35 protein-coding genes and 2 pseudogenes are annotated in these 26,028 nt (G+C 54.1%); 28 read left to right on the top strand and 9 right to left on the bottom strand.

Annotated elements, in window-relative coordinates; all coding sequences use genetic code 11:
* Position 1: 1 nt before the first annotated feature.
* Positions 2-1,771: a terminase ATPase subunit family protein gene (locus tag HGD79_RS21715; RefSeq protein ID WP_073507267.1), complete on the bottom strand. Its 1,770-nt coding sequence runs from the start codon at positions 1,769-1,771 to the stop codon at positions 2-4.
* A 165-nt stretch (positions 1,772-1,936) separates the two neighbouring features.
* Between HGD79_RS21715 and HGD79_RS21710 the strand changes: the two genes are divergently transcribed.
* The 17 genes and pseudogenes from HGD79_RS21710 (at position 1,937) to HGD79_RS21630 (ending at position 11,661) form a co-directional block, all read left to right on the top strand.
* Complete coding sequence (locus tag HGD79_RS21710) at positions 1,937-2,791, top strand: GPO family capsid scaffolding protein (protein ID WP_168848501.1); 855 nt, start codon at positions 1,937-1,939, stop codon at positions 2,789-2,791.
* A 76-nt stretch (positions 2,792-2,867) separates the two neighbouring features.
* Positions 2,868-3,935: a phage major capsid protein, P2 family gene (locus HGD79_RS21705; RefSeq protein WP_001394639.1), complete on the top strand. Its 1,068-nt coding sequence runs from the start codon at positions 2,868-2,870 to the stop codon at positions 3,933-3,935.
* Positions 3,936-3,938: 3 nt separating this feature from the next.
* Positions 3,939-4,688, top strand: a complete 750-nt coding sequence (locus tag HGD79_RS21700) for a terminase endonuclease subunit (protein ID WP_073507266.1) — start codon at positions 3,939-3,941, stop codon at positions 4,686-4,688.
* Positions 4,689-4,781: 93 nt separating this feature from the next.
* The gene (locus HGD79_RS21695) at positions 4,782-5,291 is read left to right on the top strand and encodes a head completion/stabilization protein (protein ID WP_000214252.1); all 510 of its coding nucleotides are present in this window, start codon (positions 4,782-4,784) and stop codon (positions 5,289-5,291) included.
* Positions 5,291-5,494: a tail protein X gene (locus HGD79_RS21690; protein WP_001407031.1), complete on the top strand. Its 204-nt coding sequence runs from the start codon at positions 5,291-5,293 to the stop codon at positions 5,492-5,494. The genes HGD79_RS21695 and HGD79_RS21690 overlap by 1 nt, the downstream gene beginning before the upstream one ends.
* Positions 5,495-5,497: 3 nt before the next feature.
* Complete coding sequence (locus HGD79_RS21685) at positions 5,498-5,794, top strand: phage holin family protein (RefSeq protein ID WP_001394642.1); 297 nt, start codon at positions 5,498-5,500, stop codon at positions 5,792-5,794.
* On the top strand, positions 5,781-6,278 hold the full coding sequence (locus tag HGD79_RS21680; RefSeq protein ID WP_001394643.1) for a glycoside hydrolase family 104 protein: 498 nt from the start codon (positions 5,781-5,783) through the stop codon (positions 6,276-6,278). The genes HGD79_RS21685 and HGD79_RS21680 overlap by 14 nt, the downstream gene beginning before the upstream one ends.
* Positions 6,275-6,688 carry an Rz-like lysis system protein LysB gene (lysB, locus tag HGD79_RS21675; protein ID WP_087603765.1) on the top strand — a complete coding sequence of 138 codons (414 nt, stop codon included), beginning with the start codon at positions 6,275-6,277 and terminating at the stop codon, positions 6,686-6,688. The genes HGD79_RS21680 and lysB overlap by 4 nt, the downstream gene beginning before the upstream one ends.
* Positions 6,588-6,833, top strand: coding sequence for an Rz1-like lysis system protein LysC (gene lysC / locus HGD79_RS21670; protein ID WP_237750386.1), 246 nt, complete (start codon positions 6,588-6,590; stop codon positions 6,831-6,833). Before lysB ends, lysC begins: the two co-directional genes overlap by 101 nt.
* Positions 6,796-7,263 carry a phage tail protein gene (locus HGD79_RS21665; protein WP_001437785.1) on the top strand — a complete coding sequence of 156 codons (468 nt, stop codon included), beginning with the start codon at positions 6,796-6,798 and terminating at the stop codon, positions 7,261-7,263. The genes lysC and HGD79_RS21665 overlap by 38 nt, the downstream gene beginning before the upstream one ends.
* Positions 7,256-7,705: a phage virion morphogenesis protein gene (locus HGD79_RS21660; RefSeq protein WP_087603766.1), complete on the top strand. Its 450-nt coding sequence runs from the start codon at positions 7,256-7,258 to the stop codon at positions 7,703-7,705. Before HGD79_RS21665 ends, HGD79_RS21660 begins: the two co-directional genes overlap by 8 nt.
* A 68-nt stretch (positions 7,706-7,773) precedes the next feature.
* Positions 7,774-8,409: a phage baseplate assembly protein V gene (locus HGD79_RS21655; protein WP_023278483.1), complete on the top strand. Its 636-nt coding sequence runs from the start codon at positions 7,774-7,776 to the stop codon at positions 8,407-8,409.
* Positions 8,406-8,753, top strand: coding sequence for a GPW/gp25 family protein (locus HGD79_RS21650; RefSeq protein ID WP_000127178.1), 348 nt, complete (start codon positions 8,406-8,408; stop codon positions 8,751-8,753). Before HGD79_RS21655 ends, HGD79_RS21650 begins: the two co-directional genes overlap by 4 nt.
* A 6-nt stretch (positions 8,754-8,759) precedes the next feature.
* Positions 8,760-9,668 carry a baseplate assembly protein gene (locus tag HGD79_RS21645; protein WP_023278485.1) on the top strand — a complete coding sequence of 303 codons (909 nt, stop codon included), beginning with the start codon at positions 8,760-8,762 and terminating at the stop codon, positions 9,666-9,668.
* Positions 9,661-10,269, top strand: a complete 609-nt coding sequence (locus tag HGD79_RS21640) for a phage tail protein I (RefSeq protein WP_001283830.1) — start codon at positions 9,661-9,663, stop codon at positions 10,267-10,269. The genes HGD79_RS21645 and HGD79_RS21640 overlap by 8 nt, the downstream gene beginning before the upstream one ends.
* Positions 10,266-11,245: pseudogene (locus HGD79_RS21635) on the top strand (phage tail protein). Before HGD79_RS21640 ends, HGD79_RS21635 begins: the two are co-directional and overlap by 4 nt.
* On the top strand, positions 11,242-11,661 hold the full coding sequence (locus HGD79_RS21630; RefSeq protein WP_000782986.1) for a tail assembly chaperone: 420 nt from the start codon (positions 11,242-11,244) through the stop codon (positions 11,659-11,661). Before HGD79_RS21635 ends, HGD79_RS21630 begins: the two are co-directional and overlap by 4 nt.
* On the opposite strand, the gene HGD79_RS21625 is transcribed toward HGD79_RS21630, so the two are convergent.
* Positions 11,633-12,028: a tail fiber assembly protein gene (locus HGD79_RS21625; protein ID WP_000639074.1), complete on the bottom strand. Its 396-nt coding sequence runs from the start codon at positions 12,026-12,028 to the stop codon at positions 11,633-11,635. The two genes, HGD79_RS21630 and HGD79_RS21625, sit on opposite strands and share 29 nt — an antisense overlap.
* 8 nt (positions 12,029-12,036) lie before the next feature.
* Positions 12,037-12,399, bottom strand: coding sequence for a phage tail protein (locus HGD79_RS21620; RefSeq protein ID WP_137591417.1), 363 nt, complete (start codon positions 12,397-12,399; stop codon positions 12,037-12,039).
* A gap of 71 nt (positions 12,400-12,470) precedes the next feature.
* On the opposite strand from HGD79_RS21620, the pseudogene HGD79_RS21615 reads away from it, so the two are divergent.
* The 9 genes and pseudogenes from HGD79_RS21615 to HGD79_RS21575 form a co-directional block, all read left to right on the top strand.
* Positions 12,471-12,670, top strand: a pseudogene (locus HGD79_RS21615) (recombinase family protein); the annotation flags it as partial.
* Between the two features lie 140 nt (positions 12,671-12,810).
* Positions 12,811-13,989 carry a phage tail sheath protein gene (locus tag HGD79_RS21610; protein ID WP_168848500.1) on the top strand — a complete coding sequence of 393 codons (1,179 nt, stop codon included), beginning with the start codon at positions 12,811-12,813 and terminating at the stop codon, positions 13,987-13,989.
* A 15-nt stretch (positions 13,990-14,004) separates the two neighbouring features.
* The gene (locus HGD79_RS21605; protein ID WP_001207675.1) at positions 14,005-14,523 is read left to right on the top strand and encodes a phage major tail tube protein; all 519 of its coding nucleotides are present in this window, start codon (positions 14,005-14,007) and stop codon (positions 14,521-14,523) included.
* A 63-nt stretch (positions 14,524-14,586) separates the two neighbouring features.
* Entirely contained in the window at positions 14,587-14,922 is a 336-nt protein-coding gene (locus tag HGD79_RS21600) for a phage tail assembly protein (RefSeq protein WP_001029730.1), read from the top strand.
* Positions 14,923-14,936: 14 nt separating this feature from the next.
* Positions 14,937-15,074, top strand: a complete 138-nt coding sequence (locus tag HGD79_RS21595; RefSeq protein ID WP_306174506.1) for a GpE family phage tail protein — start codon at positions 14,937-14,939, stop codon at positions 15,072-15,074.
* Complete coding sequence (locus HGD79_RS21590; protein ID WP_073507264.1) at positions 15,067-17,511, top strand: phage tail tape measure protein; 2,445 nt, start codon at positions 15,067-15,069, stop codon at positions 17,509-17,511. Before HGD79_RS21595 ends, HGD79_RS21590 begins: the two co-directional genes overlap by 8 nt.
* 13 nt (positions 17,512-17,524) lie before the next feature.
* A complete protein-coding gene (locus tag HGD79_RS21585; RefSeq protein ID WP_001407015.1) occupies positions 17,525-18,010 on the top strand; it encodes a phage tail protein in 486 nt (161 codons plus the stop codon).
* Positions 18,007-19,176: a phage late control D family protein gene (locus HGD79_RS21580; protein ID WP_001580942.1), complete on the top strand. Its 1,170-nt coding sequence runs from the start codon at positions 18,007-18,009 to the stop codon at positions 19,174-19,176. The genes HGD79_RS21585 and HGD79_RS21580 overlap by 4 nt, the downstream gene beginning before the upstream one ends.
* A 75-nt stretch (positions 19,177-19,251) precedes the next feature.
* A complete protein-coding gene (locus HGD79_RS21575; protein WP_000972010.1) occupies positions 19,252-19,470 on the top strand; it encodes a DNA-binding transcriptional regulator in 219 nt (72 codons plus the stop codon).
* A gap of 144 nt (positions 19,471-19,614) precedes the next feature.
* Here the strand turns inward: HGD79_RS21575 and rplS are convergent, their stop codons facing one another.
* The 5 genes from rplS to ffh all read right to left on the bottom strand — a co-directional run bounded on the left by rplS (position 19,615) and on the right by ffh (position 23,115).
* Positions 19,615-19,962, bottom strand: a complete 348-nt coding sequence (gene rplS / locus HGD79_RS21570) for a 50S ribosomal protein L19 (protein WP_000065253.1) — start codon at positions 19,960-19,962, stop codon at positions 19,615-19,617.
* 41 nt (positions 19,963-20,003) lie between these two features.
* Positions 20,004-20,771: a tRNA (guanosine(37)-N1)-methyltransferase TrmD gene (gene trmD, locus HGD79_RS21565; protein ID WP_000264777.1), complete on the bottom strand. Its 768-nt coding sequence runs from the start codon at positions 20,769-20,771 to the stop codon at positions 20,004-20,006.
* Positions 20,772-20,801: 30 nt separating this feature from the next.
* Entirely contained in the window at positions 20,802-21,350 is a 549-nt protein-coding gene (rimM, locus tag HGD79_RS21560; protein ID WP_000043335.1) for a ribosome maturation factor RimM, read from the bottom strand.
* Between the two features lie 18 nt (positions 21,351-21,368).
* Entirely contained in the window at positions 21,369-21,617 is a 249-nt protein-coding gene (gene rpsP, locus HGD79_RS21555) for a 30S ribosomal protein S16 (protein WP_000256450.1), read from the bottom strand.
* 136 nt (positions 21,618-21,753) lie between these two features.
* The gene (gene ffh / locus HGD79_RS21550) at positions 21,754-23,115 is read right to left on the bottom strand and encodes a signal recognition particle protein (protein ID WP_000460035.1); all 1,362 of its coding nucleotides are present in this window, start codon (positions 23,113-23,115) and stop codon (positions 21,754-21,756) included.
* Between the two features lie 166 nt (positions 23,116-23,281).
* On the opposite strand from ffh, the gene HGD79_RS21545 reads away from it, so the two are divergent.
* Together HGD79_RS21545 and HGD79_RS21540 are read left to right on the top strand one after the other, a co-directional pair.
* A complete protein-coding gene (locus HGD79_RS21545) occupies positions 23,282-24,073 on the top strand; it encodes an inner membrane protein YpjD (RefSeq protein ID WP_001338897.1) in 792 nt (263 codons plus the stop codon).
* A gap of 20 nt (positions 24,074-24,093) precedes the next feature.
* On the top strand, positions 24,094-25,380 hold the full coding sequence (locus tag HGD79_RS21540; protein WP_032149952.1) for an HlyC/CorC family transporter: 1,287 nt from the start codon (positions 24,094-24,096) through the stop codon (positions 25,378-25,380).
* A 54-nt stretch (positions 25,381-25,434) separates the two neighbouring features.
* Here HGD79_RS21540 and grpE read toward each other — a convergent pair whose 3' ends face one another.
* The gene (gene grpE / locus HGD79_RS21535; RefSeq protein ID WP_001296310.1) at positions 25,435-26,028 is read right to left on the bottom strand and encodes a nucleotide exchange factor GrpE; all 594 of its coding nucleotides are present in this window, start codon (positions 26,026-26,028) and stop codon (positions 25,435-25,437) included.

The raw sequence follows: 26,028 nt of genomic DNA, 5'->3' as shown, positions 1-26,028 counted from the left end.
TTTAGTTGAACTCCAGAATAGATTTAGGCTGCATGCCGCTACCGGCAGAAAGCGGTTCGTTTAACAGGGCGTGCATGGTCGCCCATGCGATATCGGCGTGGCTGGCTTCCTCGGTGCGGCTGGCCTCATAGGTGGCGCTGCGCCCGCTGCTAGTCATGGTTTTGCGGATGGACATAAACGACTGCGTGACGTCGGTTGCTCCGGCGTCGTACTCCAGACAGCCACGGCGAATGGTGTCTTTCGCCTTGAGTACCATTGCGGTTTTCATTTCAGGTGTGTAACGGATGCCGCGTGCCGCCGGGTAAAATGAGCGCACCAGCTGGAACACGCCGAGACCGAGGCCGGTTGCGTCAATGCCGATGTATTCAACGTTGTATTTCTCGGTCAGCTTGCGGATGCCCTCTGCCTGTGCTGCAAAATCCATGCCCTTCCACTGGTGGCGCTCCAGCATGCGGAACTTGCCACCAGAGACCACCGGCGGCGCGAGCACGACGCACCCGGCACTGTCGCCGGTGTGTGACGGGTCGTAGCCAATCCAGACAGGACGAGAGCCGAACGGATGGTCGGCGAACGGGGCAAAGTCCTCCCATTCCTCCATCACATCGACCATGCAGCGCTGCAGCTCCTCGAACGGGAATACCGACGCTTTATCGTCGACAAACTCGCACATAAACAGGTTCTTAAAGTCCTCATCACTGTTTTCGCGTTTGAGCTGGTCGAGGTCGAACAGGGTGCAGCCACCCGCAAGGGCGTCCTCAATGGTGACAATCTGCCGCCACTGGCCATCGTCGCAGAGCTGGCCACCGGCGAGCGCGCTGTGACTGATGTCGATTTCGATGCGGTCGGCAATCCGGCTGCGCCCCTTGTTGAACAGCTCGCCAGACCAGAAGGGGTAAGCGCCGTGCGCCAGCGTGGAAGGTGTCGAAAAATAGGTCGAGCGCAGGTGCTTTTGCGAGGCCATGCCCGAGGCGACTTTGCGCAGTTTCTGAAAATTCGGGATCCAGAATATTTCATCGACATACAGATCGCCGTTATGGCTCTGCGCGGTGTTGGAATTGGTACCGAGAAAAATCAGTTTTGCGCCGTTGTTACCGATGACAATCGGGTCGCCAGTCAGGTCAACGTCGACCAGTCGCGCAAACTGGATGATGTATTCGCGGAACACGTAAGCCTGCGTTTTACTGGCTGATAAAAATATCTGGTTATGGCCGGTTTTGAGTGCGCGCAGCAGTGCCTCGCGGGAGAAATAGAATGTCGCGCCAATCTGGCGGGATTTGAGAATGTCACGAATACGGTGCTCCAGTCCTGCGCGGTACCACTGCAACTGGTACTCGAAAGACTGGTCGAAAAATAATTCCTCTAGTTTATCGATAGACTCGTCGCTGAAAAAATTCTTTTTCGGCTTTTTGCGCTCCCCTTTGTTGCGGTTGGCGACGTTGGGGTTAAGGTCGGCTTCGTTGCCGGTCTGGCTGTAGCGGTTGACTCGCGCCAACCGTTCAATCTGCCGTCCGAGCAGGTCAATCTCTTTGAAATCACCCCCTGTCTTTTGCGGCTTGGCGATGAGCTGAATCAGCCTAGCCTCAAGGCTGCTTTCAACGCGGGAAATCGGCGCGATGCCGTCCCAGCCGTCGCGCTGCTTCCAGCTCTGCACGGTCGGGCGCTTGACCTGCAGCATTTCGGCAATCTGTGGCACGGAAAAACCCTGCCAGTAAAGCAGCGATGCCTGCCGTCGCGGGTCATGCAACAAGGTTGTATCTGTGGAAATGGTCATTGATGCCTCGCCGTAGTGGATTCAGGGCAAGGCTACTTAATGGCCGTCAGTGATTCGCTAAGGTGCTGTTGTGTGGGCGGTTGTCCAGTCGTCATTGGTGGTCTGGCGTGTCCTGAGTCTGGAAACTGGCGGTGACCAGTAACCTTAACCTCAGGACTCCTGACAATGGCAACAAAAGTCTCAAAATTCTTTCGCATCGGCGTCGAGGGTGACACCTGCGACGGCCGCATTATCAGCGGCAACGATATTCAGGAAATGGCCGAATCGTTTGACCCTCGCGTCTACGGTTGCCGCATTAACCTTGAGCATATTCGCGGTCTCTTTCCTGATGGCGACTTCAAACGCTTAGGCGATGTGGTTGAACTGAAAGCTGAAATAATTGACGACGATTCTGCGCTTAACGGCAAATGGGCGCTGTTCGCCAGAATCACCCCAACCGACGACCTGATTGCGATGAATAAAAAATTGCAGAAGGTCTACACCTCAATGGAAATTCAGCCGAATTTTGCCAATACCGGCAAATGCTACCTCGTCGGCCTTGCTGTCACCGATGACCCGGCGAGCCTCGGCACTGAATACCTCGAATTCTGCCGCAACGCGAAGCACAACCCGCTGCAGCGCTTTAAGGCCAACCCTGAAAACGTCTTTTCCGCTGCCACTCTGGCCGAGCTGGAGTTTGAAGACGTTCCCGACACGGTGCTCAACAGCCTGGCCGATAAGGTGAAAGCCATTTTCAGCCGTAAGCAGGTCAGCGACGATGCGCGCCTGAATGATGTGCATGAAGCGGTGACCACCGTCAGCGAACATGTGCAAACCAACCTGACAAAACAGGACGAGCGCCTTTCCGCTATGGAAACCGCGTTTGCCACTTTCAAACAGGAACTGACCGGCAAGGTTGAAGAAACCAGCCAGGCATTTTCCGACCTGAAAACCACCCTCGATAAAACCGAAAGTTTCAGCCAGCCGCGACGCACGAAAGCCAGCGGCGGTGGTGGCGATGAGCTGCTGACCGACTGCTGATAAACCGCAGACCAGAAACCGGGCGGCATCCCCGCCCGATGCAGTGACTAACCGATAAATTCAAACAGGAAATACTATGCGCCCGGATACCCGTTTTAAGTTCAATGCCTATCTGACCCGCGTCGCTGAGCTGAACGGCATCAGCACTGATGACGTCAGTAAAAAATTCACCGTCGAGCCGTCCGTCACGCAAACACTGATGAACAAAGTGCAGGAGTCATCCGCGTTTCTGCAGACGATTAATATTCTGCCGGTCGCAGAAATGAAGGGTGAGAAAATCGGCGTCGGTGTGACCGGTACTATCGCCAGCACGACCGACACCTCGGGCGATGATGAGCGTAAGACCGCCGACTTCACCGCGCTTGAGTCCAACAAGTACGAGTGCGACCAAATTAATTTTGACTTCCATCTGAAATATAAAACCCTCGACCTGTGGGCGCGTTTTCAGGACTTCCAGCGCCGCATCCGCGACGCCATTGTCAAACGTCAGGCACTGGATTTCATCATGGCCGGTTTTAACGGTACCACCCGCGCCGCCACCTCTGACCGCACCAAAAATCCGATGCTGCAGGATGTGGCCGTCGGCTGGCTGCAGAAATACCGCAATGAAGCCCCGACGCGCGTGATGAGCAACATCACCGACGCTGACGGTAAGGTCGTTTCAGCAGTGATTCGTGTAGGTCGAAACGGCGACTATGAGAACCTCGACGCGCTGGTGATGGACGCCACCAACAACCTGATTGACGAGGTTTATCAGGATGACCCGAAACTCGTTGCCATCGTTGGCCGTAAGCTGCTAGCCGACAAATATTTCCCGCTGGTGAACAAGCCGCAGGAAAACAGCGAGGCGCTTGCGGCAGATATCATCATCAGCCAGAAGCGAATCGGCAACCTGCCTGCTGTGCGTGTGCCGTACTTCCCGGCGAATGCCGTGTTAGTGACCACGCTGGAAAACCTCTCTATCTATTTCATGGATGAGAGCCACCGCCGCAGCATTGATGAAAACCCGAAAAAAGACCGCGTTGAAAACTACGAGTCGATGAATATCGACTATGTGGTCGAGGCGTATGCCGCCGGGTGCCTGCTGGAAAACATCACCCTGGGCGATTTCACCGCACCTGCAGCACCGGAAAGCGGAGCCTAAACCATGACGAGCCCCGCACAGCGTCACATGATGCGGGTCTCGGCCTCTCAAGCCGCGCAGCGGGAGCAAGCCCCGCTGCGCCATGCAACCGCCTATGAGCAGATGCTGGTTAAGCTGGCCGATGACCGCCGCACGTTAAAAAACATCCGTTCAAACGAACGTAAAGCCGAGAAAAAGCGCGAGCTGCTGCCGTTCTATGCGCCGTGGGTCGCCGGTGTGCTGGCTGATGGCCGTGGTGCGCAGGATGACATTGTCATGACCGTCATGCTGTGGCGTCTCGATGCCGGTGATATCGCTGGCGCGCTGGAAATTGCCCCGTACGCGCTGAAATACGGCCTCACCTCTGACCACCACCGCACAACACCTTACATGCTGGTTGAGGAAGTGGCGCTTGCTGCACAGCGCCTGCGCGATGCCGGTGAGTCTGTCGACCTTTCCTGGCTGCAGACCACTATCGACCTGACCGACGGCGCTGACGTTCCCGATATGGTGCGCGCCCGTCTGCATAAGGTGACAGGCCTGACCCTGCGTGATGCCGGTATGAATGCAGAGGCGCTGGCGCAGTTTCAGCGCGCGATGCAGCTCGACCGCAATGCCGGTGTGCGCAAGGAGATTGAGCGACTGGAACGGGCATTGAAGCCAAAGCCAGAGGCCGCGCCCCGTAAAACGACTAAACCGCGCACGCGCAAACCTGCCAACAAACCGGCGGCAAAGCGCGGGCGTCCACCAAAGGCGGTAAAAACCGCCGGTTAACTGAACGCTCCCCGAGCCGGGCGGCACGCCGGTCAAAGCAGGTTTTGACCCTGACGGCGACCGGCGTCCACCGCCCAACCTAATGAGGTTGTCATGACGACAGTAATACTGAATCAGCCCGACGAACCGCAGGACGTACCGGGCGTGGTGATTCCCGCACCGGAGACGGGCGACGCAGTGATTAAAAACACGTTCTTTTTCCCTGATGTGGATCCGAAGCGGGTGCGCGAACTGATGCGCCTTGAGCAGACGGTTTCCGATGCGCGCCTGCGCAACGCCATCAAGACCGGCATGGCGGAAACCAATGCGGAGCTTTACGACTACCGGCTGCGCCAGATTGCCGCAGGGTTTAAGACACTGGCCGACGTGCCTGACGCCGAGGAAATCGACGGCGAGAATGTGCGCGTTTTCCACTACCTCAGCGCCGTGACGGCGATGGCGACCGCCACCCTGTATGAGCGTTATCGCGGGGTTGAGGCCACGGGTAAGGGTGACAAAAAAGCCGACAGCGTCGAAACCACCATTGATGACCTGTGGCGGGATATGCGCTGGTCGGTCTCGCGTCTGCAGGACAAGCCGCGCTGCATCGTGGGTCAGCTCTGATGAAAGTCTACGCGATGCAGGGTGACACCCTCGACGCGCTTTGCGCCCGGTATTACGGGCGCACTGAGGGCGTGGTCGAGACGGTGCTGCAGGCTAATCCCGGTCTGTCTGAGCTGGGCGTCATTCTGCCGCATGGCACGGCGATTGACCTGCCCGACGTGGCATCGTCACCCGTAACAGAAACTATCAACCTTTGGGAGTAAACCATGACAGAAGGGGAAAAAGGCGTCCTGTCACTGTTTGTGATTGGCGTGATGATTGTTGTCGGAAAAGTGCTGGCGGGTGGTGAGCCCATTACCCCGCGCCTGTTTATCGGCCGCATGCTGCTCGGCGGTTTTGTTTCAATGGTCGCCGGTGTTGTTCTGGTGCAGTTTCCAGATATGTCACTGCCTGCCGTTTGTGGGATTGGATCCATGCTCGGCATTGCAGGTTATCAGGTGGTGGAAATCGCCATTCAGCGCCGCTTTAAGTCACAACAGGGGGATAGCGATGCCGATCATTAATACTCACCAGAATATCGCCGCATTTCTGGACATGCTGGCCTATTCCGAAGGGACGGCGACGCATCCGCTGACGAAAAATCGTGGTTACGACGTCATTGTCACTGGCCTTGATGGCAAGCCGGAAATTTTCACCGACTACACCGACCACCCTTTCGCACATGGCAGACCAGCGAAAGTGTTTAATCGACGCGGCGAAAAATCCACGGCATCAGGGCGTTACCAGCAGCTTTATCTCTACTGGCCGCATTATCAGAAACAACTCGCATTGCCTGATTTCAGCCCGTTGTCGCAGGACAAACTTGCGATTCAGTTAATCCGCGAACGCGGTGCCATTGAGGATATTAAGGCGGGGCGTATTGAGCGGGCAATTTCACGGTGCCGCAATATCTGGGCGTCGTTACCGGGTGCCGGTTACGGCCAACGTGAGCACAGCCTCGACAAACTGGTCACCGTATGGCGCACCGCTGGCGGGGTAATGGAATGAAAATCCTGATTACACTTCTGGTGCTGACTGTGCTCGGGATGTTGTGGTTGCGCCATGAGAACAGCAATTTATCCCGCTCCTTTGAGACAGCAAACCGCGTCGCGAGCGAACAAAAGACGACGATTGGCATGCTGAAAAATCAGCTCAGTGTTGCCGGTCAGCTTGCCAGACGTAATGAATCTGCGCAGGTGGCACTGCGTGAACAGCTCGCAAAGGCCAGCGAGGAAGCCAGCCGCCGCGAGCAATCAATAACGAGGTTACTTAATGAAAATGAAGCCTTTCGCCGCTGGTATAACGCTGCTTTACCTGATGTTGTGCGTCGGTTGCACATCCGCACCGCCTGCGCCAGCGCCGGTGATTGTGGTCAACGGATGCCCGAGAGTGAGCCTTTGCCCGATGCCGGGAAGTGACCCGAAAACCAATGGTGACCTGAGCGCAGATATCCGCCGCCTTGAGGGCGCGCTGATCGCCTGCGCGCTACAGGTCAAAACCGTCAAACACTGTCAGGATGAACTCGATGCAGAAGCACAAAAGCCTGCGCAAAGCGCTGATTAACGCCGTGCCGCAGCTCCGAAACAACCCCGATATGCTGCGCCTTTTTGCCGACAACGGCCATACCGATTCCAGACTGGCGAGCTCGCTGTCGTTTGAAAAGGTGTACGTGCTTAACGTGGTGGTGACCGACTTCACCGGTGACCTTGATTTGATATTCGTGCCGGTGCAGGCGTGGCTGCGTGAACATCAGCCGGACATTATGACCACCGACGACGGGCGGGAAAAAGGATTCACCTGGATTATTGATATCAATAACGACGATTCGCTCGATATCAGTATCAGCCTGAGGCTCACCGAGCGCACGCTCGTCAAAGAGGTCGACGGCGCGCTGCATGTCAGCTATGCCCCTGAGCCGCCGCTGCCTGAGCCGGTGACGCGCCCGGTCGAGCTGTACGTTAACGGCGAACTGGTGAGTAAGTGGGATGAGTGAGTTAACCGCACTGCAGGAACGCCTTGCCGGTCTGATTGCCAGCCTGTCACCGGCGGCGCGTCGGCAAATGGCGGCTGAGATTGCGAAAAAGCTGCGTACCAGTCAGCAACAGCGTATCAAGCGCCAGCAGGCACCAGACGGCACCCCGTATGCGGCACGAAAGCGCCAGCCGGTGAGGAGCAAGAAAGGTCGGATTAAACGTGAAATGTTCGCCAAACTGCGCACCAGTCGCTTTATGAAAGCCAAAGGCAGCGACAGTGCGGCGGTGGTGGAGTTTACCGGCAAGGTGCAGCGCATGGCGCGGGTGCATCAGTACGGGCTCAAAGACAGACCAAACCGCAACAGCCGGGATGTGCAGTACGAGGCGCGCCCGTTACTCGGTTTCACCCGCGACGATGAGCAGACGATTGAAGACGTCATTATCAGGCATCTCGGCAAATAAATATTGTGTGAACCACCACCGGAGCCGCGCGAATTGGCGCGACTCCAGACCAGAGGCATCCTTGCACTATGAATACGTTATCCACGATACAGGAGCTCGCGCGTGCGATTCGCAACCTCATCCGCTCAGGTGTGGTGACTGAGGTTGATACCGTGCAGGGGCTGTGCCGCGTACAAAGCGGCGGGATCCAGACTACATGGCTGAACTGGCTGACCACCCGCGCCGGTCGTTCGCGGACGTGGTGGGCTCCCTCGGTCGGTGAGCAGGTTCTGCTGCTGGCAATCGGTGGCGAGCTTGATACCGCTTTCGTGCTGCCGGGTATTTTCTCCGACGATAACCCCGCCCCGTCTGCCTCGGCGGATGCGTGGCATGTGGCTTTCCCTGATGGTGCGGTCATTGAGTACGAGCCCGAGACCGGCGCGCTGACGGTCAGCGGTATCAAAACGGCCGACGTGACGGCATCGGAGTCCATCACTGCAACCGTACCGCTGGTACTGGTGAAAGCCTCGACCAGTATCACCCTCGACACCCCGGAGGTGATTTGCACCAATAAGCTGACGACAGCGACGCTTGAGGTACAAAAAGGCGGCAAGATGAGCGGCAATATCGAACATACCGGCGGGTCACTGTCGTCTAATGGCAAGGTACTCCACACCCATAAACACCCGGGGGACAGCGGCGGGCAAACGGGGACACCGTTATGACGGCGCGCTATCAGGGTATGAACCGAAATACCGGCCTCGGCATCAGCGATACCGAGCATATCAGCCAGAGCATGCGCGATATTCTGCTGACGCCGGTCGGTTCGCGGGTAATGCGTCGAGAATATGGCTCGCTTCTGTCGGCGCTGATTGATATGCCGCAAAACCCGGCGCTCAGGCTGCAAATTATGGTGGCGTGCTATTCGGCTATCCAGAAGTGGGAACCGCGCATCAGGCTTACCGCCATCAGCTTTGAGACCGGCGACGCTGGCGAAATGTATGTCGATATTACCGGGATGCGTACCGATACCGGTGCGTCAGTTTCAACCACTGTTTCACTGAGTTAAATCACTATGGCAACCGTTGACCTGAGTCAGTTACCCGTTCCCGATGTAGTTGAGGAACTGGACTATGAAACCATCCTTGCGGAACGCAAAGCGATACTGATTTCGCTCTATCCCGAAGACCAGCAGGAGGCCATTGCCCGGACGCTCGCACTTGAGTCAGAGCCGATTGTTAAGCTGCTGCAGGAAAACGCCTACCGTGAAATTATCTGGCGTCAGCGGGTGAACGAAGCCGCGCAGGCGGTAACGCTGGCCTATTCTGCCGGTAACGATCTCGACGTCGTGGCCGGGAACAACAATACCGAGCGCCTGACCATCACCCCGGCGGATGACACTACCATCCCGCCGACGCCTGCCGTTATGGAATCAGATACTGACCTGCGACTGCGCACGCAACAAGCGTTTGAGGGCTTGAGTGTGGCGGGGCCGGTCGGAGCATATGAGTATCATGGTCGCAGTGCCGACGGGCGGGTCGCTGACGTTTCGGTCGCCAGTCCGTCGCCAGCCTGCGTGACGATTACTGTGCTATCACGTGAGGGCGACGGCACCGCCAGCCCTGATTTACTGGCGATTGTTGATAAAGCGCTGAATGCCGAAGATGTGCGCCCGGTGGCTGACCGGGTGACCGTCCAGTCAGCCGAGATTGTGCCGTACCAGATTGACGCGACGCTCTACGTTTACCCCGGCCCCGAGTCTGAGCCCATCAGGCAGGCATCAGAACAAAAGCTGCAGAGTTACATCAGCGCGCAGCACCGCCTCGGGCGTGATATCCGTCTGTCGGCCATTTACGCGGCGCTGCATGTTGAGGGGGTGCAGCGTGTCGAACTGGCATCACCGCAGGCCGACATTGTGCTGAGTAAGTCGCAGGCGTCGAATTGTACTGAGTACCAGATAACTATCGGGGGCTCGGATGAGTGACCGGCTATTACCCGTTGGCTCGTCGCCGCTGGAGGTTGCCGCCGCTGCCGCGCTCTCTGAGATTCAGCGTGTGCCGGTACCGCTGCGCACTCTGTGGAACTGGCGCACCTGCCCGGTAAAACTGCTGCCGTATCTGGCCTGGGCGCTGTCGGTCGACAGGTGGGATGAGAAATGGCCGGAGGCGACAAAGCGTAGCGTCTGCGCGTCCTCGTTTTTCGTCCATCAGCACAAAGGCACCATCAGCGCATTGCGTCGGGTGGTTGAGCCGCTCGGCTTTCTGATTGAAGTGCGCGAGTGGTGGCAGCTCAACGAGGAGCCAGGCACATTCCGCCTCGTTGTCGGCGTGCTCGATAGCGGCATTACTGACGAAATGTATCAGGAGCTTGAGCGCCTGATTGAAGACGCCAAACCGGCAAGTCGCCACCTGACCGGGCTGGCTATCAGTCTGAGCTCGACCGGCGAACTGTATGTCGGCGCGGGATGCTATCACGGCGACGCGCTGACTGTTTACCCCTACACCCCCGAGGAGATTGTCGTCGGCGGTGAATATTACCCGGCCTCGGCCATCCATTTGATTGATAACCTGAGAGTGAACGCATGACCGCAAAATATTTTGCCATTCTGACCAATCAGGGCGCGGCGCGGCTGGCGAACGCGGCGGCACTCGGTACCAAACTCAACCTGACGCAGATGGCCGTCGGTGATGCGAATGGTACGTTGCCGACCCCTGATACGGCGCAGACGAAGCTCATTAACCAGAAACGCATCGCGCCGCTGAACCTGCTGACCGTTGACCCGGCCAATACCAGTCAGATTATCGCGGAACAGATTATTCCCGAGAATGAAGGTGGTTTCTGGATCCGCGAGATTGGTCTCTATGACGATGATGGTATTCTGATTGCCGTGGCGAACTGTCCGGAGACCTACAAGCCACAACTGCAGGAGGGAAGCGGTGCACGCAGACCATTCGCATGATTCTGATTGTGTCGAGCACATCGGCAATCACCCTGAAAATCGACCCGGCAGTCGTGCTGGCAACGCGCCAGTATGTCGACGGCAAGATTATCGAGGTGAAAGGATATGCTGATGACCTGATGAAAAAACATGTTGAGGCCGCCAATCCACACAAGCAGTACCCGTTAATCGCTAATGCTCTGAAAGAAATGGTTGACGCGGGACTGGCCGGCGACGTTCTTAAAAACCTTGGTTTGGGAGAAGCGGCAAAACGGAATGTGGGCACAGGGGAAAATCAGATACCGGACATGGTTTCATTTAGTGGGGTGAGGGATTTTTACGGAAAACAACTTTTGCCAGGAGGGTTGATACTCCAGTGGCTGACGATTCCATCAAGTGCAGCAGCCAAAGCTGTAACACTGAATAATGGTAATTATCAGCTGTCAGGCTATAAATGGCCCCAGTCATTTGGTGTCCTGTTTGCTGTGTTTGCCACAAAAGTTTCTGGCTCGACTAACGAAGCATACGCAATCTCAGTTAATCGTCACTCTACCGATGTAATTGTCACCTGGAATGCCCGTAAGGCTGATGATGTCCATATTTTAGGAATTGGGAAATTATGAAAATGAAATGGTCCCCATCTGTTCAGGGGTTTTTCTCTGAAAACAACAGCGATATTCCCGATGATGCTTTCGATATTGAAGATGCTCTTTATTATGAACTTATGAATGGTCAGAGTACGGGGAAAATTATTATCAATAGCCCGGATAACTACCCTGTACTTACTGAATATCCAGCGAAGACACAGGAACAGGAAATAGCTGAAGCGGAGGGAATGAAAAATATACTTATTGAACAGGCCAACGATTATATGAACAGTAAACAATGGCCTGGTAAAGCGGCTATTGGCCGGCTGAAAGGTGAGGAACTGGCACAATATAATTTGTGGCTGGATTACCTGGACGCACTGGAACTGGTCGATACTTCCGGTGCGCCAGATATTGAATGGCCTACACCTCCGGTAACTCAGGCCAGCTAATCTCAGGAGCCGTCGAAGTGTCGACGGCTTTTACTTCTTTTTTGTAGTCCATCCAGGCAGATAGTTTTTCTTTATCTGTACTGCTGATATCACCAAGCATTAATTCCACCCGCCAGTCAGCTGTGACATTATCGGCATGAGCAAGTAACTGCATTCGCTGATTTTCAGCACGTGCGACATAATCAATCGCCGGAGATTTCAGTACCGGTAAACCATTTTCATCTGACGTGATTAATTTACCCCCTTCCTGCTGTCCGGCAATTAATTCATTGTATAAGTCTGTACTTATCTCAACAATGTCAGCAGGCATGTCGCTGTTTATACCATCAAAGAAAAAACCATTAGTCGATTTTGAGAAATAAATCATAGATATACCTATACACCGATTGCTACCCAAAAACAGGACCTTTCATATTTGACAATTTCTCCCTGAGATATACCGCCAACAATTATATAGAACTGTGATTTGCTGATATCAGAACAGTTCGCTATGCCCATTGCAGATATACCAGCCACCGACGTTGTATGTGGCACAGCCAACAGCGCAAGTGAACGATTTGGGAATGTTACCGGGTAAGTCACCGTATAGTTTGATGCTCCATTGACAATACCCCACTGAATAATCAGACCTGAAGGGAGTTTTTGAAAACCAGTTGATGAAAGTGAACTGGCAAACGCCGCCATATCCGGAATTTGGTTTTGCCCGTTACCTACATTCCGTTTTGCCGCTTCTCCCAAACCAACCTTTTAGAAAACGCAGATATTCCGTTCAGCTGGCATGATCCCGACTTTTTACCGGGTTATTTCTCATGTTTATCGGTTATGTACGTGTATCAACAAATGACCAGAACACCGCATTACAGCGAAATGAACTGGAGTGCGCAGGATGTGAGCTGATTTTCGAAGATAAAATCAGCGGCAAAACATCAGACTGGCCGGGCTAAAGAGGTTACTCAGAACCTTGTCAGAGGGCGATACGCTTGTGGTCTGGAAACTGGATCGCCTCGGGTATCTCAACGCTATACAAAAAATTTCCCGCATCCGTTGCTGATGTCTCAATGTGTCAGACATCGCCCAACACTGACAAATAGCCCCTCAACAGACCAGCCAGGACAATAACACTTGCCCACTAACCACGGAGTTAACCGGATGAGTGATTTTCACCACGGCGTGCAGGTGCTTGAGATTAACGACGGCACCCGCGTCATTTCCACTGTTGCAACCGCAATCGTCGGCATGGTCTGTACAGCCAGCGATGCAGATGCGGCAACCTTTCCCCTCAACGAGCCGGTACTGATTACCAATGTGCAAAGCGCCATTGCGAAAGCCGGTAAAAAAGGCACGCTGGCCGCGTCCCTGCAGGCCATCGCCGACCAGTCAAAACCTGTCACAGTTGTCGTGCGTGTTGCCGAAGATACCGGAGAAGACGCCGAAGCGCAGACCATTTCCAATATCATCGGCGGCACGGATGAGAACGGTAAATATACCGGCATCAAGGCGCTGTTGACTGCCGAAGCAGTCACCGGCGTTAAGCCGCGCATTCTCGGCGTGCCGGGTCTCGATACCAAAGAGGTCGCAGTCGCACTTGCTTCGGTCTGTATCAGCCTGCGCGCCTTTGGCTATATCAGCGCATGGGGTTGTAAAACCATTTCCGAGGCGATGGCCTATCGCGAGAATTTCAGCCAGCGCGAGCTGATGGTCATCTGGCCTGATTTCCTTGCATGGGATACCACCACAAACGCCACCGCACCGGCATACGCAACTGCGCGCGCACTCGGCCTGCGTGCCTATATCGACCAGACCGTCGGCTGGCACAAAACCCTGTCTAACGTCGGCGTGCAGGGTGTTACCGGCATCAGTGCGTCAGTGTTTTGGGATTTGCAGGCATCCGGCACCGATGCTGATCTGCTCAACGAGGCCGGGGTCACGACACTGGTGCGTAAGGATGGCTTCCGCTTTTGGGGTAACCGCACCTGCTCTGATGACCAGCTTTTCCTGTTTGAGAACTACACCCGCACCGCGCAGGTGCTGGCCGACACGATGGCCGAGGCGCACATGTGGGCGGTCGATAAGCCCATCACCGCATCACTTATCCGTGACATTGTCGACGGCATTAACGCCAAATTCCGCGAGCTGAAATCAAACGGCTACATCGTGGACGGTGAATGCTGGTTCGACGAGGAATCGAACGATAAGGAAACCCTCAAGGCCGGGAAACTGTATATCGACTACGACTATACACCGGTTCCACCACTGGAAAGCCTGACCCTGCGCCAGCGTATCACCGATAAATATCTGGTGAATCTGGCCGAATCGGTCAACAGCTAAGGAGCCTGAAACAACATGGCACTACCCCGCAAACTTAAATATCTGAACATGTTCAATGACGGCCTTAGCTACATGGGCGTTGTTGAATCCGTGACGCTGCCGAAGCTGACCCGCAAGCTCGAAAACTATCGCGGCGGCGGCATGAATGGCGCGGCGGCGATTGACCTTGGTCTCGACGATGATGCGCTCACCGTCGAATGGTCTGTCGGTGGCCTGCCTGATGTGGCGCTGTGGGCGCAGTACGCCGCGCCGGGTGCTGACGCTGTGCCGTTGCGTTTTGCTGGCTCTTACCAACGTGACGACACTGGCGAAATCGTGGCGGTCGAGGTGGTCATGCGTGGCCGTCATAAAGAAATCGACGGCGGCGAGAATAAGCAGGGTGAAAACACCTCGACCAAACTGTCGACCGTATGCACCTATTACCGCCTCACGATTGATGGTAGCGACGTCATCGAAATCGATACCGTCAACATGGTTGAGAAGGTGAACGGCGTCGACCGTCTGGAACAGCACCGCCGCGCAATCGGGCTGTAATTCCCTAACCGGTCAGCACTGCTGGCCTGTTATTAATCCCCATTCAGAGCAGAGAAAAACATCATGGCAAAAGCACCACGTAAAACCGCTGAATTTGTTGATATGGCTGGCAATGAAACTGACACCGTAAACCCGAACGTCGTGACCCTCGACAAGCCGATTAAGCGCGCCGGTCAGACGATTGATAAAGTCACACTGATTGAGCCGAACGCCGGTACCCTGCGCGGTGTCAGTCTGGCAGCGGTGGCGCAGTCCGAAGTCGATGCGCTGATTAAGGTATTGCCACGCATGACCTACCCCGCGCTTACGGCGCAGGAGCTTACCGCAATGAACCTGCCCGATATGCTGTCGCTGGCCGCTAAGGTGATTGGTTTTTTGTCACCGGCTTCGGCGGAGTAGATTTCCCGCCCGACCTGTCGACCGATGACCTGATGGCGGATATCGCGGTGATATTCCACTGGCCGCTATCAGAGCTCTATTCCCTGAGCCTGACCGAGCTCATCACATGGCGCGAAAAGGCGCTGCAGCGTAGCGGACACCACAATGAGTAATAACCTGAGACTTGAGGTTTTGCTGAAAGCGGTCGACCAGGCGACCCGACCGCTTAAATCCATCCAGACCGCGAGTAAAACCCTGTCGGGCGATATTCGCGACACACAAAAAGGGCTGCGTGACCTGAACGGGCAGGCCGCGAAAATCGACGGCTTTCGCAAAACCAGCGCTCAACTGGCCGTAACCGGCCAGTCGCTGGAGAAGGCAAAGCGCGAGGCTGAAGCGCTTGCAACGCAATTCAAAAATACTGAGCGCCCGACGCGAGCGCAGGCACAGGTGCTCGAATCCGCAAAACGTGCCGCCGAGGGGCTGCAGGTTAAATACAACAGCCTCACCGAGTCAGTTAAACGCCAACAACGCGAGCTGGGTGCCGCCGGTATCAATACCCGCAATCTGGCAAACGATGAGCGGGGGCTTAAAACACGCATCAGCGAGACGACGGCGCAGCTCAACCGGCAGCGTGAAGCATTGGAGAAGGTCAGCGCACAGCAGGCGCACCTAAACCGAGTGAAAGAGCGATATAAATCGGGTAAGGAGCTTGCCGGTAACATGGCCGCTGCAGGTGCTGCCGGGGTCGGTATTGCGACAGCGGGAACGATGGCCGGGGTTAAATTGCTGATGCCCGGTTATGACTTTGCGCAAAAAAACTCCGAGCTGCAGGCCGTGCTTGGGGTCGATAAGCAGTCTCCAGAAATGCAGGCTCTACGCAAACAGGCGCGTCAGCTCGGCGATAACTCAGCGGCCTCAGCAGATGATGCCGCCGCCGCGCAGATTATCGTAGCCAAATCTGGCGCAGATAAAGACGGCATAGTGGCGCAAACACCGGCCATTCTGAATATGTCGCTGGCAAATAAAAAAACTATGGAGGAAAACGCCGCTTTGCTTATTGGCACCAAATCGGCATTCGGGCTCGCAGATGACAAGGCATCGCATATAGCAGATGTCATATCGATGGCGATAAATAAAACACAGGCATCATTTGAGGGATTAAACGACTCACTTACATATGTTGGTCCAGTTGCCAAAGATGCCGGTGTCAGCCTAGAAGAAACCGCCGCGATGCTGGGTGCGTTACACGATGCAAAAATCATAGGTTCGATGGCAGGAACCGGTAGCCGAGCTGTTTTAAGTCGACTGCAGGCTCCAACTGGCAAAGCCTATGATGCCATTAAAGAGCTTGGCGTTAAGACGATGGATAAAAAAGGCAATACACGGCCAATCTTTACCATCCTGAAAGAAATACAAGCCAGCTTTAAGCGCAACAACCTCGGTACAGGTCAAAAAGCCGAGTATATGAAAACGATATTCGGCGAGGAAGCCAGTTCCGCTGCAAGTGTGTTAATGGCCGCAGCGGCCAGTGGAAAACTGGATGAACTGACCAAGATAATTAAGGATTCTGACGGTAAAACCGAGGAATTGGTTAAGGTCATGCAGGATAACTTAGGTGGCGACTTCAAAGAGTTTCAATCCGCTTATGAGGCCGTCGGTACCGACCTCTACGACCAGCAAGATAGCTCATTGCGTCAGCTAACTCAGACAGCAACACGGTATGTGCTAAAGCTTGATGACTGGATCAAAGACAACAAGGAGTTAGCGGAAACTATCGGCATCATCGCCGGTGGTGCGCTGGCGCTGATTGGTATCATCGGCGGCATTGGTCTCGTTGCGTGGCCGGTTGTCATGGGGATTAATGCCATTATCGCCGCTGCTGGCGTGCTGGGTACGGTCTTTACTGTCGTCGGTAGTGCCATTGCGACAGCGCTCGGTGCGATTACCTGGCCGATAGTGGCCGTCGGTGCGGCGATTGTGGCGGGGGCGCTACTCATCCGTAAATATTGGGAGCCCATCAGCGCATTTTTCTCGGGAGTGATTGAGGGCATCATGAGTGCCTTTGCCCCAGTCGGGGAAATGTTCGCTCCACTGGCTCCCATTTTTGATGGTCTCGGCGAGAAACTGCGCGGCGTCTGGCAGTGGTTTAAAGACCTGATAGCACCGGTTAAGGCCACGCAGGAAACGCTTGATAGCTGCAAAAATGTCGGCGTCATATTTGGTCAGGCACTGGCCTCTGCCTTGATGGCTCCGCTCAATGTTTTTAACAAGCTGCGCAGCGGTGTCGACTGGCTTCTCGAAAAGCTCGGCATCATCAACAAAGAGTCGGACAGCCTCGACCAGACCGCCGCCAAAACCAATGCCGCCACACAGGGTAATTCCTACATCCCGGCAACCAGCACATATGGCGGCTATCAGGCTTATCAGCCAGTTACCGCACCGGCGGGGCGCTCTTACATTGACCAGAGCAAAAGCGAATACAACATCAATCTGCCGGGAGGTGTTGCGCCGGGGCATCAGCTTGACAGACAACTACGCGACACGCTCGAACAGATTGAGCGCGATAAACGCGCCCGCCAGCGTGCCAACATGACCCACGACTATTGAGGGGGATTAAACGATGATGCTTGCTCTCGGAATGTTTGTGTTTGAACTTCGCACCCTGCCTTACCAGTCGATGCAGCATTCGAAAGATTATCGCTGGGTGTCCAATGACCGGGTGGGTAAACCACCTGCCTATCAGTTTCTTGGCGAGGGGGAAACCTCTATACAGCTTGCTGGTACGCTATACCCCGCTATCACTGGCGGTTGGATCTCACTTAAGGCTGTAGAGGTGATGGCCAATGAAGGCAGAGCGTGGCCGTTGATAGAGGGAACCGGAAATATCCTCGGGATGTATATCGTCGATAAAGTATCGACTACACGCACCGAGTTTTTCAGTGATGGTGCGGCCAGAAAGATTGATTTCACGCTTTCGCTAAAACGGGTTGATGAATCGCTGACAGAGATGTTTGGTGACCTGAATAAACAGGCCAGTGAGCTTCTCGGCTCTGCCGGTAATTTGACAGATAAACTGCAGGGTATGCCCGGAGGTTTCACTGCATGATAACGGGGATGGCAATTGACGCCGGTGCCAGCCTTGCACCGGCTTTTATGCTGACGCTGAACAGTCAGGACATTACCAGTAACTTCAGCGACCGGCTGATTTCTCTCACCATGACGGACAATAGGGGCTTTGAAGCTGACCAGCTCGACATTGAGCTCGATGACACCGATGGGAAAGTCGAGTTACCCCTGCGCGGGGCAGTGCTGACGTTGTGGCTTGGCTGGCAGGGTTCGGCGCTGCTGAATAAGGGGGATTTTACGGTCGATGAGATTGAGCACCGGGGGGCTCCTGATACCCTGACCATCCGGGCGCGCAGCGCGGACTTTCGCGGCACGCTAAATTCCAGGCGTGAAGAGTCATGGCACGACACCACCATCGGCGAACTGGTCAGTACCATCGCAAAGCGCAACAAACTGACGGCCAGCATTGCGGAATCGCTGAAAAAAATCCCGGTACCGCATATCGACCAGTCGCAGGAATCCGACGCGGTATTTTTGAGTCGACTGGCTGACCGCAACGGGGCAACGGTATCGGTGAAGGCAGGGAAACTGTTGTTTCTGAAAGCCGGTAGTGCGATGACGGCCAGCGGCAAACCCGTCCCGCAAATGACGCTGACCCGCAGTGATGGTGACCGTCATCAGTTTGCCATTGCCGACCGTGGGGCTTATACCGGCGTCACTGCTAAATGGTTGCACACCAAAGACCCGAAGCCACAAAAGCAGAAAGTAACGCTGAAACGCAAGCCAAAAGAGAAGCACCTGCGCGCACTGGAACACCCAAAAGCAAAGCCGGTCAGCAAAAAGACAAAGGTCAAAAAAGAACAGGAAGCACGTGAGGGTGAGTACATGGCCGGTGAAGCCGATAACGTGCTGGCGCTGACGACGGTCTATGCCTCAAAGGCACAGGCGATGCGCGCCGCTCAGGCTAAGTGGGATAAACTGCAGCGAGGCGTTGCGGAGTTTTCAATCACACTGGCGCTAGGGCGAGCGGATTTATTTCCTGAGACGCCTGTACGCGTGTCAGGCTTTAAGCGCGTCATAGACGAGCAGGCATGGTTAATCAGCAAGGTGACCCACAACCTCAATAATAACGGTTTCACGACGGGCTTAGAGCTTGAGGTTAAACTCTCCGATGTGGAGTACAGCTCAGAAGAAAATGAGGAGTGAAAAAGCAAACCAAAACTTGCAAATGCAATTTTGAAGTTTATTATTCCCTCAGATACGCCAGCAGGGGAAATAATTATGATGCACTGCCCGTTATGCCAAAACGCCGCACATGCTCGCACTAGCCGGTACCTTAGCACCGAAACAAAAGAACGTTATCACCAGTGCCAGAACATAAATTGCGGATGTACATTTATCACTTTTGAGACGCTATCAAGATTCATTGTGAAACCGGGTACTGTTGATCCTGCTCCGCCACACCCCATCAGAAACCAACAACAGCAACTTTGGCTTTGAACCTGCTTCGGCAGTTTTTTTTATATCTGTCGCCATCACTCCAACCTCTGCCGCCAATTTGCCGCCACCACCAATAAAAAAGGGGTTAGCAATTCGCTAACCCCTTGTTTCATAACACGCTTTGGATGTAGCGCGAATACGTTATCAGTTAAGACGCTCTTTGATACGAGCAGCCTTACCAGTACGCTCACGCAGGTAGTACAGTTTAGCTTTACGAACAGCACCACGACGTTTGACAGAAATGCTGTCAACTACCGGAGAGTGAGTCTGGAAGACACGCTCAACGCCTTCGCCGTTGGAAATTTTACGAACAGTGAATGCAGAGTGCAGACCGCGGTTACGAATAGCGATAACCACGCCCTCGAATGCCTGCAGACGTTTTTTGGAACCTTCAACAACCCATACTTTCACTTCCACGGTATCACCCGGACGGAAGGAAGGTACGTCCTGCTTCATCTGCTCTTGTTCAAGTTGCTTAATAATGTTGCTCATAATTTAATCTCTTATCCTGGGTAAACTGATATCTCGGGGGCTTACGCCATCCCATCATGTTTATGTTGCTGTTGTGCGTGTTCCGTTTTGAACTCCGCCAGCAACCTTGCTTGCTCTTCAGTCAGAGCCAGGTTTTCCAGAAGTTCAGGTCTTCTAAGCCAGGTACGGCCCAGCGACTGTTTCAAACGCCAGCGACGTATCTCGGCATGGTTGCCCGACAGTAACACTGGCGGAACTTCCATCCCTTCTAACACCTCAGGCCGCGTATAGTGCGGGCAATCCAGCAATCCTTCAGCAAAGGAATCTTCCGTTGCCGAGGCTTCATGTCCCAGTACTCCCGGAATAAACCGGGAAACGGAGTCAATCAGCGTCATTGCTGGTAACTCACCACCACTGAGAACGTAATCGCCGATTGACCATTCTTCGTCAATTTCGGTTTGGATCACGCGCTCATCTATACCTTCGTAGCGACCGCACACCAGAATCAATTTTTGATTCGTTGCCAGTTCGCTGACGCCCGCTTGATCAAGCTTGCGTCCCTGTGGTGACAGATAAATCACCTTTGCGCCTTCACCCGCCGCGGCTTTTGCTGCATGAATGGCGTCCCGCAAGGGTTGCACCATCATTAACATCCCCGGTCCGCCGCCGTAAGGACGATCGTCCACGGTACGGTGCCGGTCATGCGTGAAGTCGCGAGGACTCCAACTCTGGATGCTCAGCAGGCCATTTTTAACTGCCCGGCCAGTTACCCCGTAATCGGTAATTGCGCGGAACATTTCAGGAAACAGGCTAATTATGCCAATCCACATAGCGCCGTCTTTTACCGTTTATCCGGTGGTTTAAAAACCAGGATCCCAATCTACTTCGATTGAACGAGTAGTGAGATCGACTTTCTTGATAACCTGCCCATCGAGGAACGGTACGAGACGTTCCTTGATACCAAACGCATCTTTCAGGTTTGCCTTAATGACGAGAACGTCATTAGATCCGGTTTCCATCATATCGACGACTTTACCGAGATCGTAGCCTTCAGTGGTTACTACCTGGCAGCCCATCAGGTCTTTCCAGTAGTAGTCCCCCTCTTCAAGCTGAGGCAGCTGCGATGAATCCACGACAATTTCACAATTCGTCAGCAGGTTCGCCGCATCACGATCGTCAACGCCTTTCAGCTTGATGATCATGTCCTGATTGTGGTGCTTCCAGCTTTCCAGCTGGACTTGCTGCCACTGACCCGCCTTCTGGATAAACCAGGGCTGATAGTCAAAAATGCTTTCGGCGTCTTCGGTGGAAGAAAACACTCTGAGCCACCCACGAATACCGTAAGACGAACCCATTTTCCCCAAAACGATGGGATCAACAGGTGCTTGCGCGGTGAGTTGTTTGCTCATCATGACCACCGTGACAGATTAAGCTGCTTTGTTTACTTCTTTGATCAGCGCAGCAACGCGATCAGAAATAGTTGCGCCCTGGCCAACCCAGTGAGCGATGCGATCCAGATCCAGGCGAGTGCCTTCTTCTTTTTCGCTAGCGATTGGGTTGAAGAAACCAACGCGCTCGATGAAGCGACCGTTGCGTGCATTACGGCTGTCAGCGACAACAACCTGGTAGAACGGACGCTTTTTAGCGCCGTGACGTGCTAAACGAATAGTTACCATAACATCCTCTTGTGTGAATAAAACAACCGGACCCCATCGAGGAACGGAGTCCGGTGTCATATTAAAAGCCCGAAAATTTTACTGATTTCTGGAGAAAATGCAATCAGCAGTTAATAACTCTGTCGCATAAGGTCATTTAGCGACCAGGAAATCCCGGCGGCATCATCCCCTTCATGCTTCTCATCATCTTCGCCATTCCGCCTTTCTTCATTTTCTTCATCATGCGCTGCATGTCGTCGAACTGCTTCAGAAGGCGGTTCACGTCCTGCACCTGCATACCGCAACCGGCAGCGATACGACGCTTACGCGAACCTTTGATGATTTCTGGCTTAGCGCGCTCTTTCATCGTCATCGAGTTGATGATGGCTTCCATACGCACCAGCACTTTATCGTCCATCTGCGACTTAACATTATCCGGGATCTGCCCCATGCCCGGCAGCTTGCCCATCAGGCTAGCCATGCCGCCCATATTTTTCATCTGGCGCAGTTGCTCAAGAAAATCGTTGAGATCGAAGCCGTCGCCTTTTTTCAGCTTGCTGGCTAATTTCTCTGCCTGCGCGCGGTCAACTTTGCTTTCGATATCTTCGATCAGCGACAGTACGTCGCCCATGCCGAGAATACGCGACGCGATGCGGTCCGGATGGAACGGCTCCAGCGCCTCAGTTTTCTCGCCAACACCGAGAAACTTGATCGGTTTGCCAGTGATGTGACGAATAGAGAGCGCCGCACCGCCGCGGGCATCGCCGTCCACTTTGGTCAACACTACGCCGGTAAGCGGTAACGCTTCATTGAATGCTTTTGCCGTATTGGCCGCATCCTGACCGGTCATGGCGTCAACCACAAACAGGGTTTCAACCGGGTTAATCGACGCATGGACTTGTTTGATCTCGTCCATCATCGCTTCGTCAACGTGCAGACGACCAGCGGTATCCACCAGCAGCACGTCGTAGAATTTCAGTTTGGCTTCTTTCAGCGCCGCGTTAACGATATCTACCGGCTTCTGACCAACATCAGAAGGGAAGAAATCAACGCCCACCTGCTCTGCCAGCGTCTCAAGCTGTTTGATTGCCGCCGGGCGATAAACGTCGGCAGAAACCACCAGCACTTTCTTCTTGTGCTTCTCGCGCAGGAACTTACCGAGTTTACCAACGCTGGTTGTTTTACCGGCACCTTGCAGGCCCGCCATCAGCACGACCGCAGGCGGTTGCGCCGCCAGGTTCAGGGTCTGGTTCTCTTCGCCCATCGCCGCAACCAGTTCGTTACGGACGATTTTGACGAACTCCTGCCCCGGCGTCAGGCTCTTATTAACTTCATGACCAACCGCTTTCTCTTTTACGCGATTGATAAACTCACGCACTACCGGCAGAGCGACATCCGCCTCCAGCAGCGCCATGCGCACTTCGCGCAGCGTATCTTTTACGTTGTCTTCAGTGAGGCGTCCACGGCCACTGATATTGCGCAGCGTGCGCGACAAACGATCGGTTAAATTATCAAACATTGTCTCTCGCCTGGGGTGGAAACGGTTGGCCGCAATCGCGACACATCATCAGTATTTTGCCGCAGTATAACATGAAGGCGTCTTTGTTGTTATGCAACGGTTGGAGCAGCGTTCACCTGACGCTATACTGCTTCTCTTTCTTATTGCTCAAACTGTCGACATCACTATGCCCGTTTTTGCTCTGCTCGCGCTTGTCGCCTACTCCGTCAGTCTTGCGCTGATTGTTCCCGGTCTGCTGCAAAAAAACGGCGGCTGGCGGCGCATGGCTATTATTTCTGCGGTCATTGCGCTGGTCTGCCACGCAATCGCTCTGGAAGCCCGCATCCTGCCCGACGGTGATAGCGGACAAAACCTCAGCCTGCTGAACGTTGGTTCATTGGTCAGTTTGATGATCTGTACGGTAATGACCATTGTGGCTTCTCGCAATCGTGGCTGGTTGCTGCTACCCATTGTCTATGCCTTTGCGCTTATCAACCTGGCGCTGGCGACCTTCATGCCCAATGAATACATCACCCATCTGGAAGCAACGCCTGGGATGCTGGTGCACATTGGCTTATCGCTCTTTTCCTATGCCACGCTAATTATCGCCGCCCTGTACGCGCTGCAACTGGCGTGGATTGATTACCAACTGAAGAACAAGAAGCTGGCGTTTAACCAGGAAATGCCGCCATTGATGAGTATCGAGCGTAAAATGTTCCACATCACGCAGATTGGCGTGGTGCTGCTAACGCTCACGCTTTGCACTGGCCTGTTCTACATGCACAACCTATTTAGCATGGAAAATATCGACAAGGCTGTGCTCTCTATCGTGGCGTGGTTTGTCTATATTGTGCTGCTGTGGGGACATTATCATGAAGGATGGCGTGGACGCCGCGTCGTCTGGTTTAACGTTGCGGGTGCAGTCATTCTGACACTGGCCTACTTCGGCAGCCGAATTGTCCAGCAGTTAATCAGCTAAACCCAGAAAAGGAGTTTCCCCTGGAACACATTTCTACTACTACGTTGATCATTATTCTGATCATCATGGTGGTCATTTCAGCCTATTTCTCCGGGTCCGAAACCGGAATGATGACCCTCAACCGCTATCGTCTGCGACATATGGCGAAACAGGGTAATCGCTCGGCCAAACGCGTCGAAAAATTGCTGCGTAAGCCAGACCGCCTGATAAGCCTGGTGTTAATCGGCAATAACCTGGTCAATATTCTTGCCTCCGCGCTCGGCACTATTGTTGGGATGCGTTTGTACGGCGATGCGGGCGTGGCAATTGCGACTGGTGTGCTGACCTTTGTGGTGCTGGTTTTTGCCGAAGTGTTGCCGAAAACTATCGCTGCGCTATACCCGGAAAAAGTCGCTTATCCGAGTAGTATTCTGTTAGCACCGCTGCAAATTTTGATGATGCCGCTGGTCTGGTTGCTGAACGCTATCACCCGCATGTTAATGCGCATGATGGGCATCAAAACCGATATCGTGGTCAGCGGCTCTTTGAGCAAAGAAGAGTTGCGCACTATCGTGCATGAATCGCGCTCACAAATTTCCCGTCGCAATCAGGATATGCTGCTGTCGGTGCTCGATCTGGAAAAAATGACCGTTGATGACATCATGGTGCCGCGCAGTGAAATTATCGGTATTGATATCAACGATGACTGGAAATCGATTCTGCGCCAACTCTCCCACTCACCTCACGGGCGCATCGTGCTCTACCGTGATTCGCTGGACGACGCCATCAGTATGCTGCGAGTACGTGAAGCCTGGCGGTTGATGTCGGAGAAAAAAGAGTTCACCAAAGAAACCATGCTGCGCGCCGCGGACGAGATCTATTTTGTGCCGGAAGGTACGCCGCTCAGCACGCAGTTGGTGAAGTTTCAGCGCAACAAAAAGAAAGTCGGCCTGGTCGTCAACGAGTATGGAGACATTCAGGGGCTGGTGACGGTTGAAGATATTCTGGAAGAGATTGTCGGCGATTTCACTACGTCGATGTCGCCAACACTTGCCGAAGAAGTCACGCCGCAAAACGACGGTTCGGTGATTATTGATGGCACTGCCAACGTGCGGGAAATCAACAAAGCCTTTAACTGGCATCTACCGGAAGATGATGCCCGCACGGTTAATGGCGTCATTCTTGAGGCACTGGAAGAGATCCCTGTCGCAGGCACCCGCGTGCGTATTGGCGAGTACGATATAGATATTCTCGACGTACAGGACAATATGATTAAGCAGGTAAAAGTTTTTCCTGTGAAACCGCTGCGCGAGAGTGTGGCGGAGTAACGAAAACGGCCCTGCATTCGCATGCAGGGCCGTGAATTATTACGAAAACAGAAATTACGCTTTTGCTTTCGCTACAGTTACCATCGCCGCACGAATCGTACGACCATTCAGCGTATAACCCTTCTGCATAATGCCCAGTACGTTACCTGGCGCAACGTCATCAGATTCCACCATTGCGATAGCCTGATGCACATTCGGGTCCAGCGGCACGTTAGTTTCGGCGATCACTTCAACACCAAACTTACGCACAACATCCAGCATCGACTTCAGCGTCAGCTCAATGCCTTCAACCATCGCAGACATATCCGGGTTAGCTTTATCAGCCACTTCCAGCGCACGATCCAGGCTATCAATCACCGGCAGCAATTCGTTGATGAATTTCTCCAGCGCGAATTTGTGGGCTTTTTCAATATCCAGTTCAGTACGTCGACGCAGGTTTTCCATTTCGGCTTTTACACGCAAAATGCCGTCACGTTCACGGGTCTGGGCTTCAGCCAGCTGAGCTTCGAGATTCGCAATTTTTTCATCGCGCGGATCCACCTGCTCAGCAGAAGCTTCTGGCTCAACTGCCTCAATCTCTTCGTGCTGATCCATGATAATTTCTTCCGGGGCTTGCCCCTCAGGCGTTTTCTGTTCTTTACTACTCAT

Source organism: Escherichia sp. SCLE84, from assembly GCF_012584495.1.
Classification (GTDB): domain Bacteria; phylum Pseudomonadota; class Gammaproteobacteria; order Enterobacterales; family Enterobacteriaceae; genus ECMA0423.
This window is presented reverse-complemented; position numbering and strand designations above follow the sequence as displayed.

Coding starts and splice junctions, on each gene's coding strand:
- HGD79_RS21715 (WP_073507267.1), bottom strand. CDS start 1,771: ATGACCATTTCCACAGATACAACCTTGTTGCATGACCCGCGACGGCAG.
- HGD79_RS21710 (WP_168848501.1), top strand. CDS start 1,937: ATGGCAACAAAAGTCTCAAAATTCTTTCGCATCGGCGTCGAGGGTGAC.
- HGD79_RS21705 (WP_001394639.1), top strand. CDS start 2,868: ATGCGCCCGGATACCCGTTTTAAGTTCAATGCCTATCTGACCCGCGTC.
- HGD79_RS21700 (WP_073507266.1), top strand. CDS start 3,939: ATGACGAGCCCCGCACAGCGTCACATGATGCGGGTCTCGGCCTCTCAA.
- HGD79_RS21695 (WP_000214252.1), top strand. CDS start 4,782: ATGACGACAGTAATACTGAATCAGCCCGACGAACCGCAGGACGTACCG.
- HGD79_RS21690 (WP_001407031.1), top strand. CDS start 5,291: ATGAAAGTCTACGCGATGCAGGGTGACACCCTCGACGCGCTTTGCGCC.
- HGD79_RS21685 (WP_001394642.1), top strand. CDS start 5,498: ATGACAGAAGGGGAAAAAGGCGTCCTGTCACTGTTTGTGATTGGCGTG.
- HGD79_RS21680 (WP_001394643.1), top strand. CDS start 5,781: ATGCCGATCATTAATACTCACCAGAATATCGCCGCATTTCTGGACATG.
- lysB (WP_087603765.1), top strand. CDS start 6,275: ATGAAAATCCTGATTACACTTCTGGTGCTGACTGTGCTCGGGATGTTG.
- lysC (WP_237750386.1), top strand. CDS start 6,588: ATGTTGTGCGTCGGTTGCACATCCGCACCGCCTGCGCCAGCGCCGGTG.
- HGD79_RS21665 (WP_001437785.1), top strand. CDS start 6,796: ATGCAGAAGCACAAAAGCCTGCGCAAAGCGCTGATTAACGCCGTGCCG.
- HGD79_RS21660 (WP_087603766.1), top strand. CDS start 7,256: ATGAGTGAGTTAACCGCACTGCAGGAACGCCTTGCCGGTCTGATTGCC.
- HGD79_RS21655 (WP_023278483.1), top strand. CDS start 7,774: ATGAATACGTTATCCACGATACAGGAGCTCGCGCGTGCGATTCGCAAC.
- HGD79_RS21650 (WP_000127178.1), top strand. CDS start 8,406: ATGACGGCGCGCTATCAGGGTATGAACCGAAATACCGGCCTCGGCATC.
- HGD79_RS21645 (WP_023278485.1), top strand. CDS start 8,760: ATGGCAACCGTTGACCTGAGTCAGTTACCCGTTCCCGATGTAGTTGAG.
- HGD79_RS21640 (WP_001283830.1), top strand. CDS start 9,661: ATGAGTGACCGGCTATTACCCGTTGGCTCGTCGCCGCTGGAGGTTGCC.
- HGD79_RS21630 (WP_000782986.1), top strand. CDS start 11,242: ATGAAAATGAAATGGTCCCCATCTGTTCAGGGGTTTTTCTCTGAAAAC.
- HGD79_RS21625 (WP_000639074.1), bottom strand. CDS start 12,028: ATGATTTATTTCTCAAAATCGACTAATGGTTTTTTCTTTGATGGTATA.
- HGD79_RS21610 (WP_168848500.1), top strand. CDS start 12,811: ATGAGTGATTTTCACCACGGCGTGCAGGTGCTTGAGATTAACGACGGC.
- HGD79_RS21605 (WP_001207675.1), top strand. CDS start 14,005: ATGGCACTACCCCGCAAACTTAAATATCTGAACATGTTCAATGACGGC.
- HGD79_RS21600 (WP_001029730.1), top strand. CDS start 14,587: ATGGCAAAAGCACCACGTAAAACCGCTGAATTTGTTGATATGGCTGGC.
- HGD79_RS21590 (WP_073507264.1), top strand. CDS start 15,067: ATGAGTAATAACCTGAGACTTGAGGTTTTGCTGAAAGCGGTCGACCAG.
- HGD79_RS21585 (WP_001407015.1), top strand. CDS start 17,525: ATGATGCTTGCTCTCGGAATGTTTGTGTTTGAACTTCGCACCCTGCCT.
- HGD79_RS21580 (WP_001580942.1), top strand. CDS start 18,007: ATGATAACGGGGATGGCAATTGACGCCGGTGCCAGCCTTGCACCGGCT.
- HGD79_RS21575 (WP_000972010.1), top strand. CDS start 19,252: ATGATGCACTGCCCGTTATGCCAAAACGCCGCACATGCTCGCACTAGC.
- rplS (WP_000065253.1), bottom strand. CDS start 19,962: ATGAGCAACATTATTAAGCAACTTGAACAAGAGCAGATGAAGCAGGAC.
- trmD (WP_000264777.1), bottom strand. CDS start 20,771: ATGTGGATTGGCATAATTAGCCTGTTTCCTGAAATGTTCCGCGCAATT.
- rimM (WP_000043335.1), bottom strand. CDS start 21,350: ATGAGCAAACAACTCACCGCGCAAGCACCTGTTGATCCCATCGTTTTG.
- rpsP (WP_000256450.1), bottom strand. CDS start 21,617: ATGGTAACTATTCGTTTAGCACGTCACGGCGCTAAAAAGCGTCCGTTC.
- ffh (WP_000460035.1), bottom strand. CDS start 23,115: ATGTTTGATAATTTAACCGATCGTTTGTCGCGCACGCTGCGCAATATC.
- HGD79_RS21545 (WP_001338897.1), top strand. CDS start 23,282: ATGCCCGTTTTTGCTCTGCTCGCGCTTGTCGCCTACTCCGTCAGTCTT.
- grpE (WP_001296310.1), bottom strand. CDS start 26,028: ATGAGTAGTAAAGAACAGAAAACGCCTGAGGGGCAAGCCCCGGAAGAA.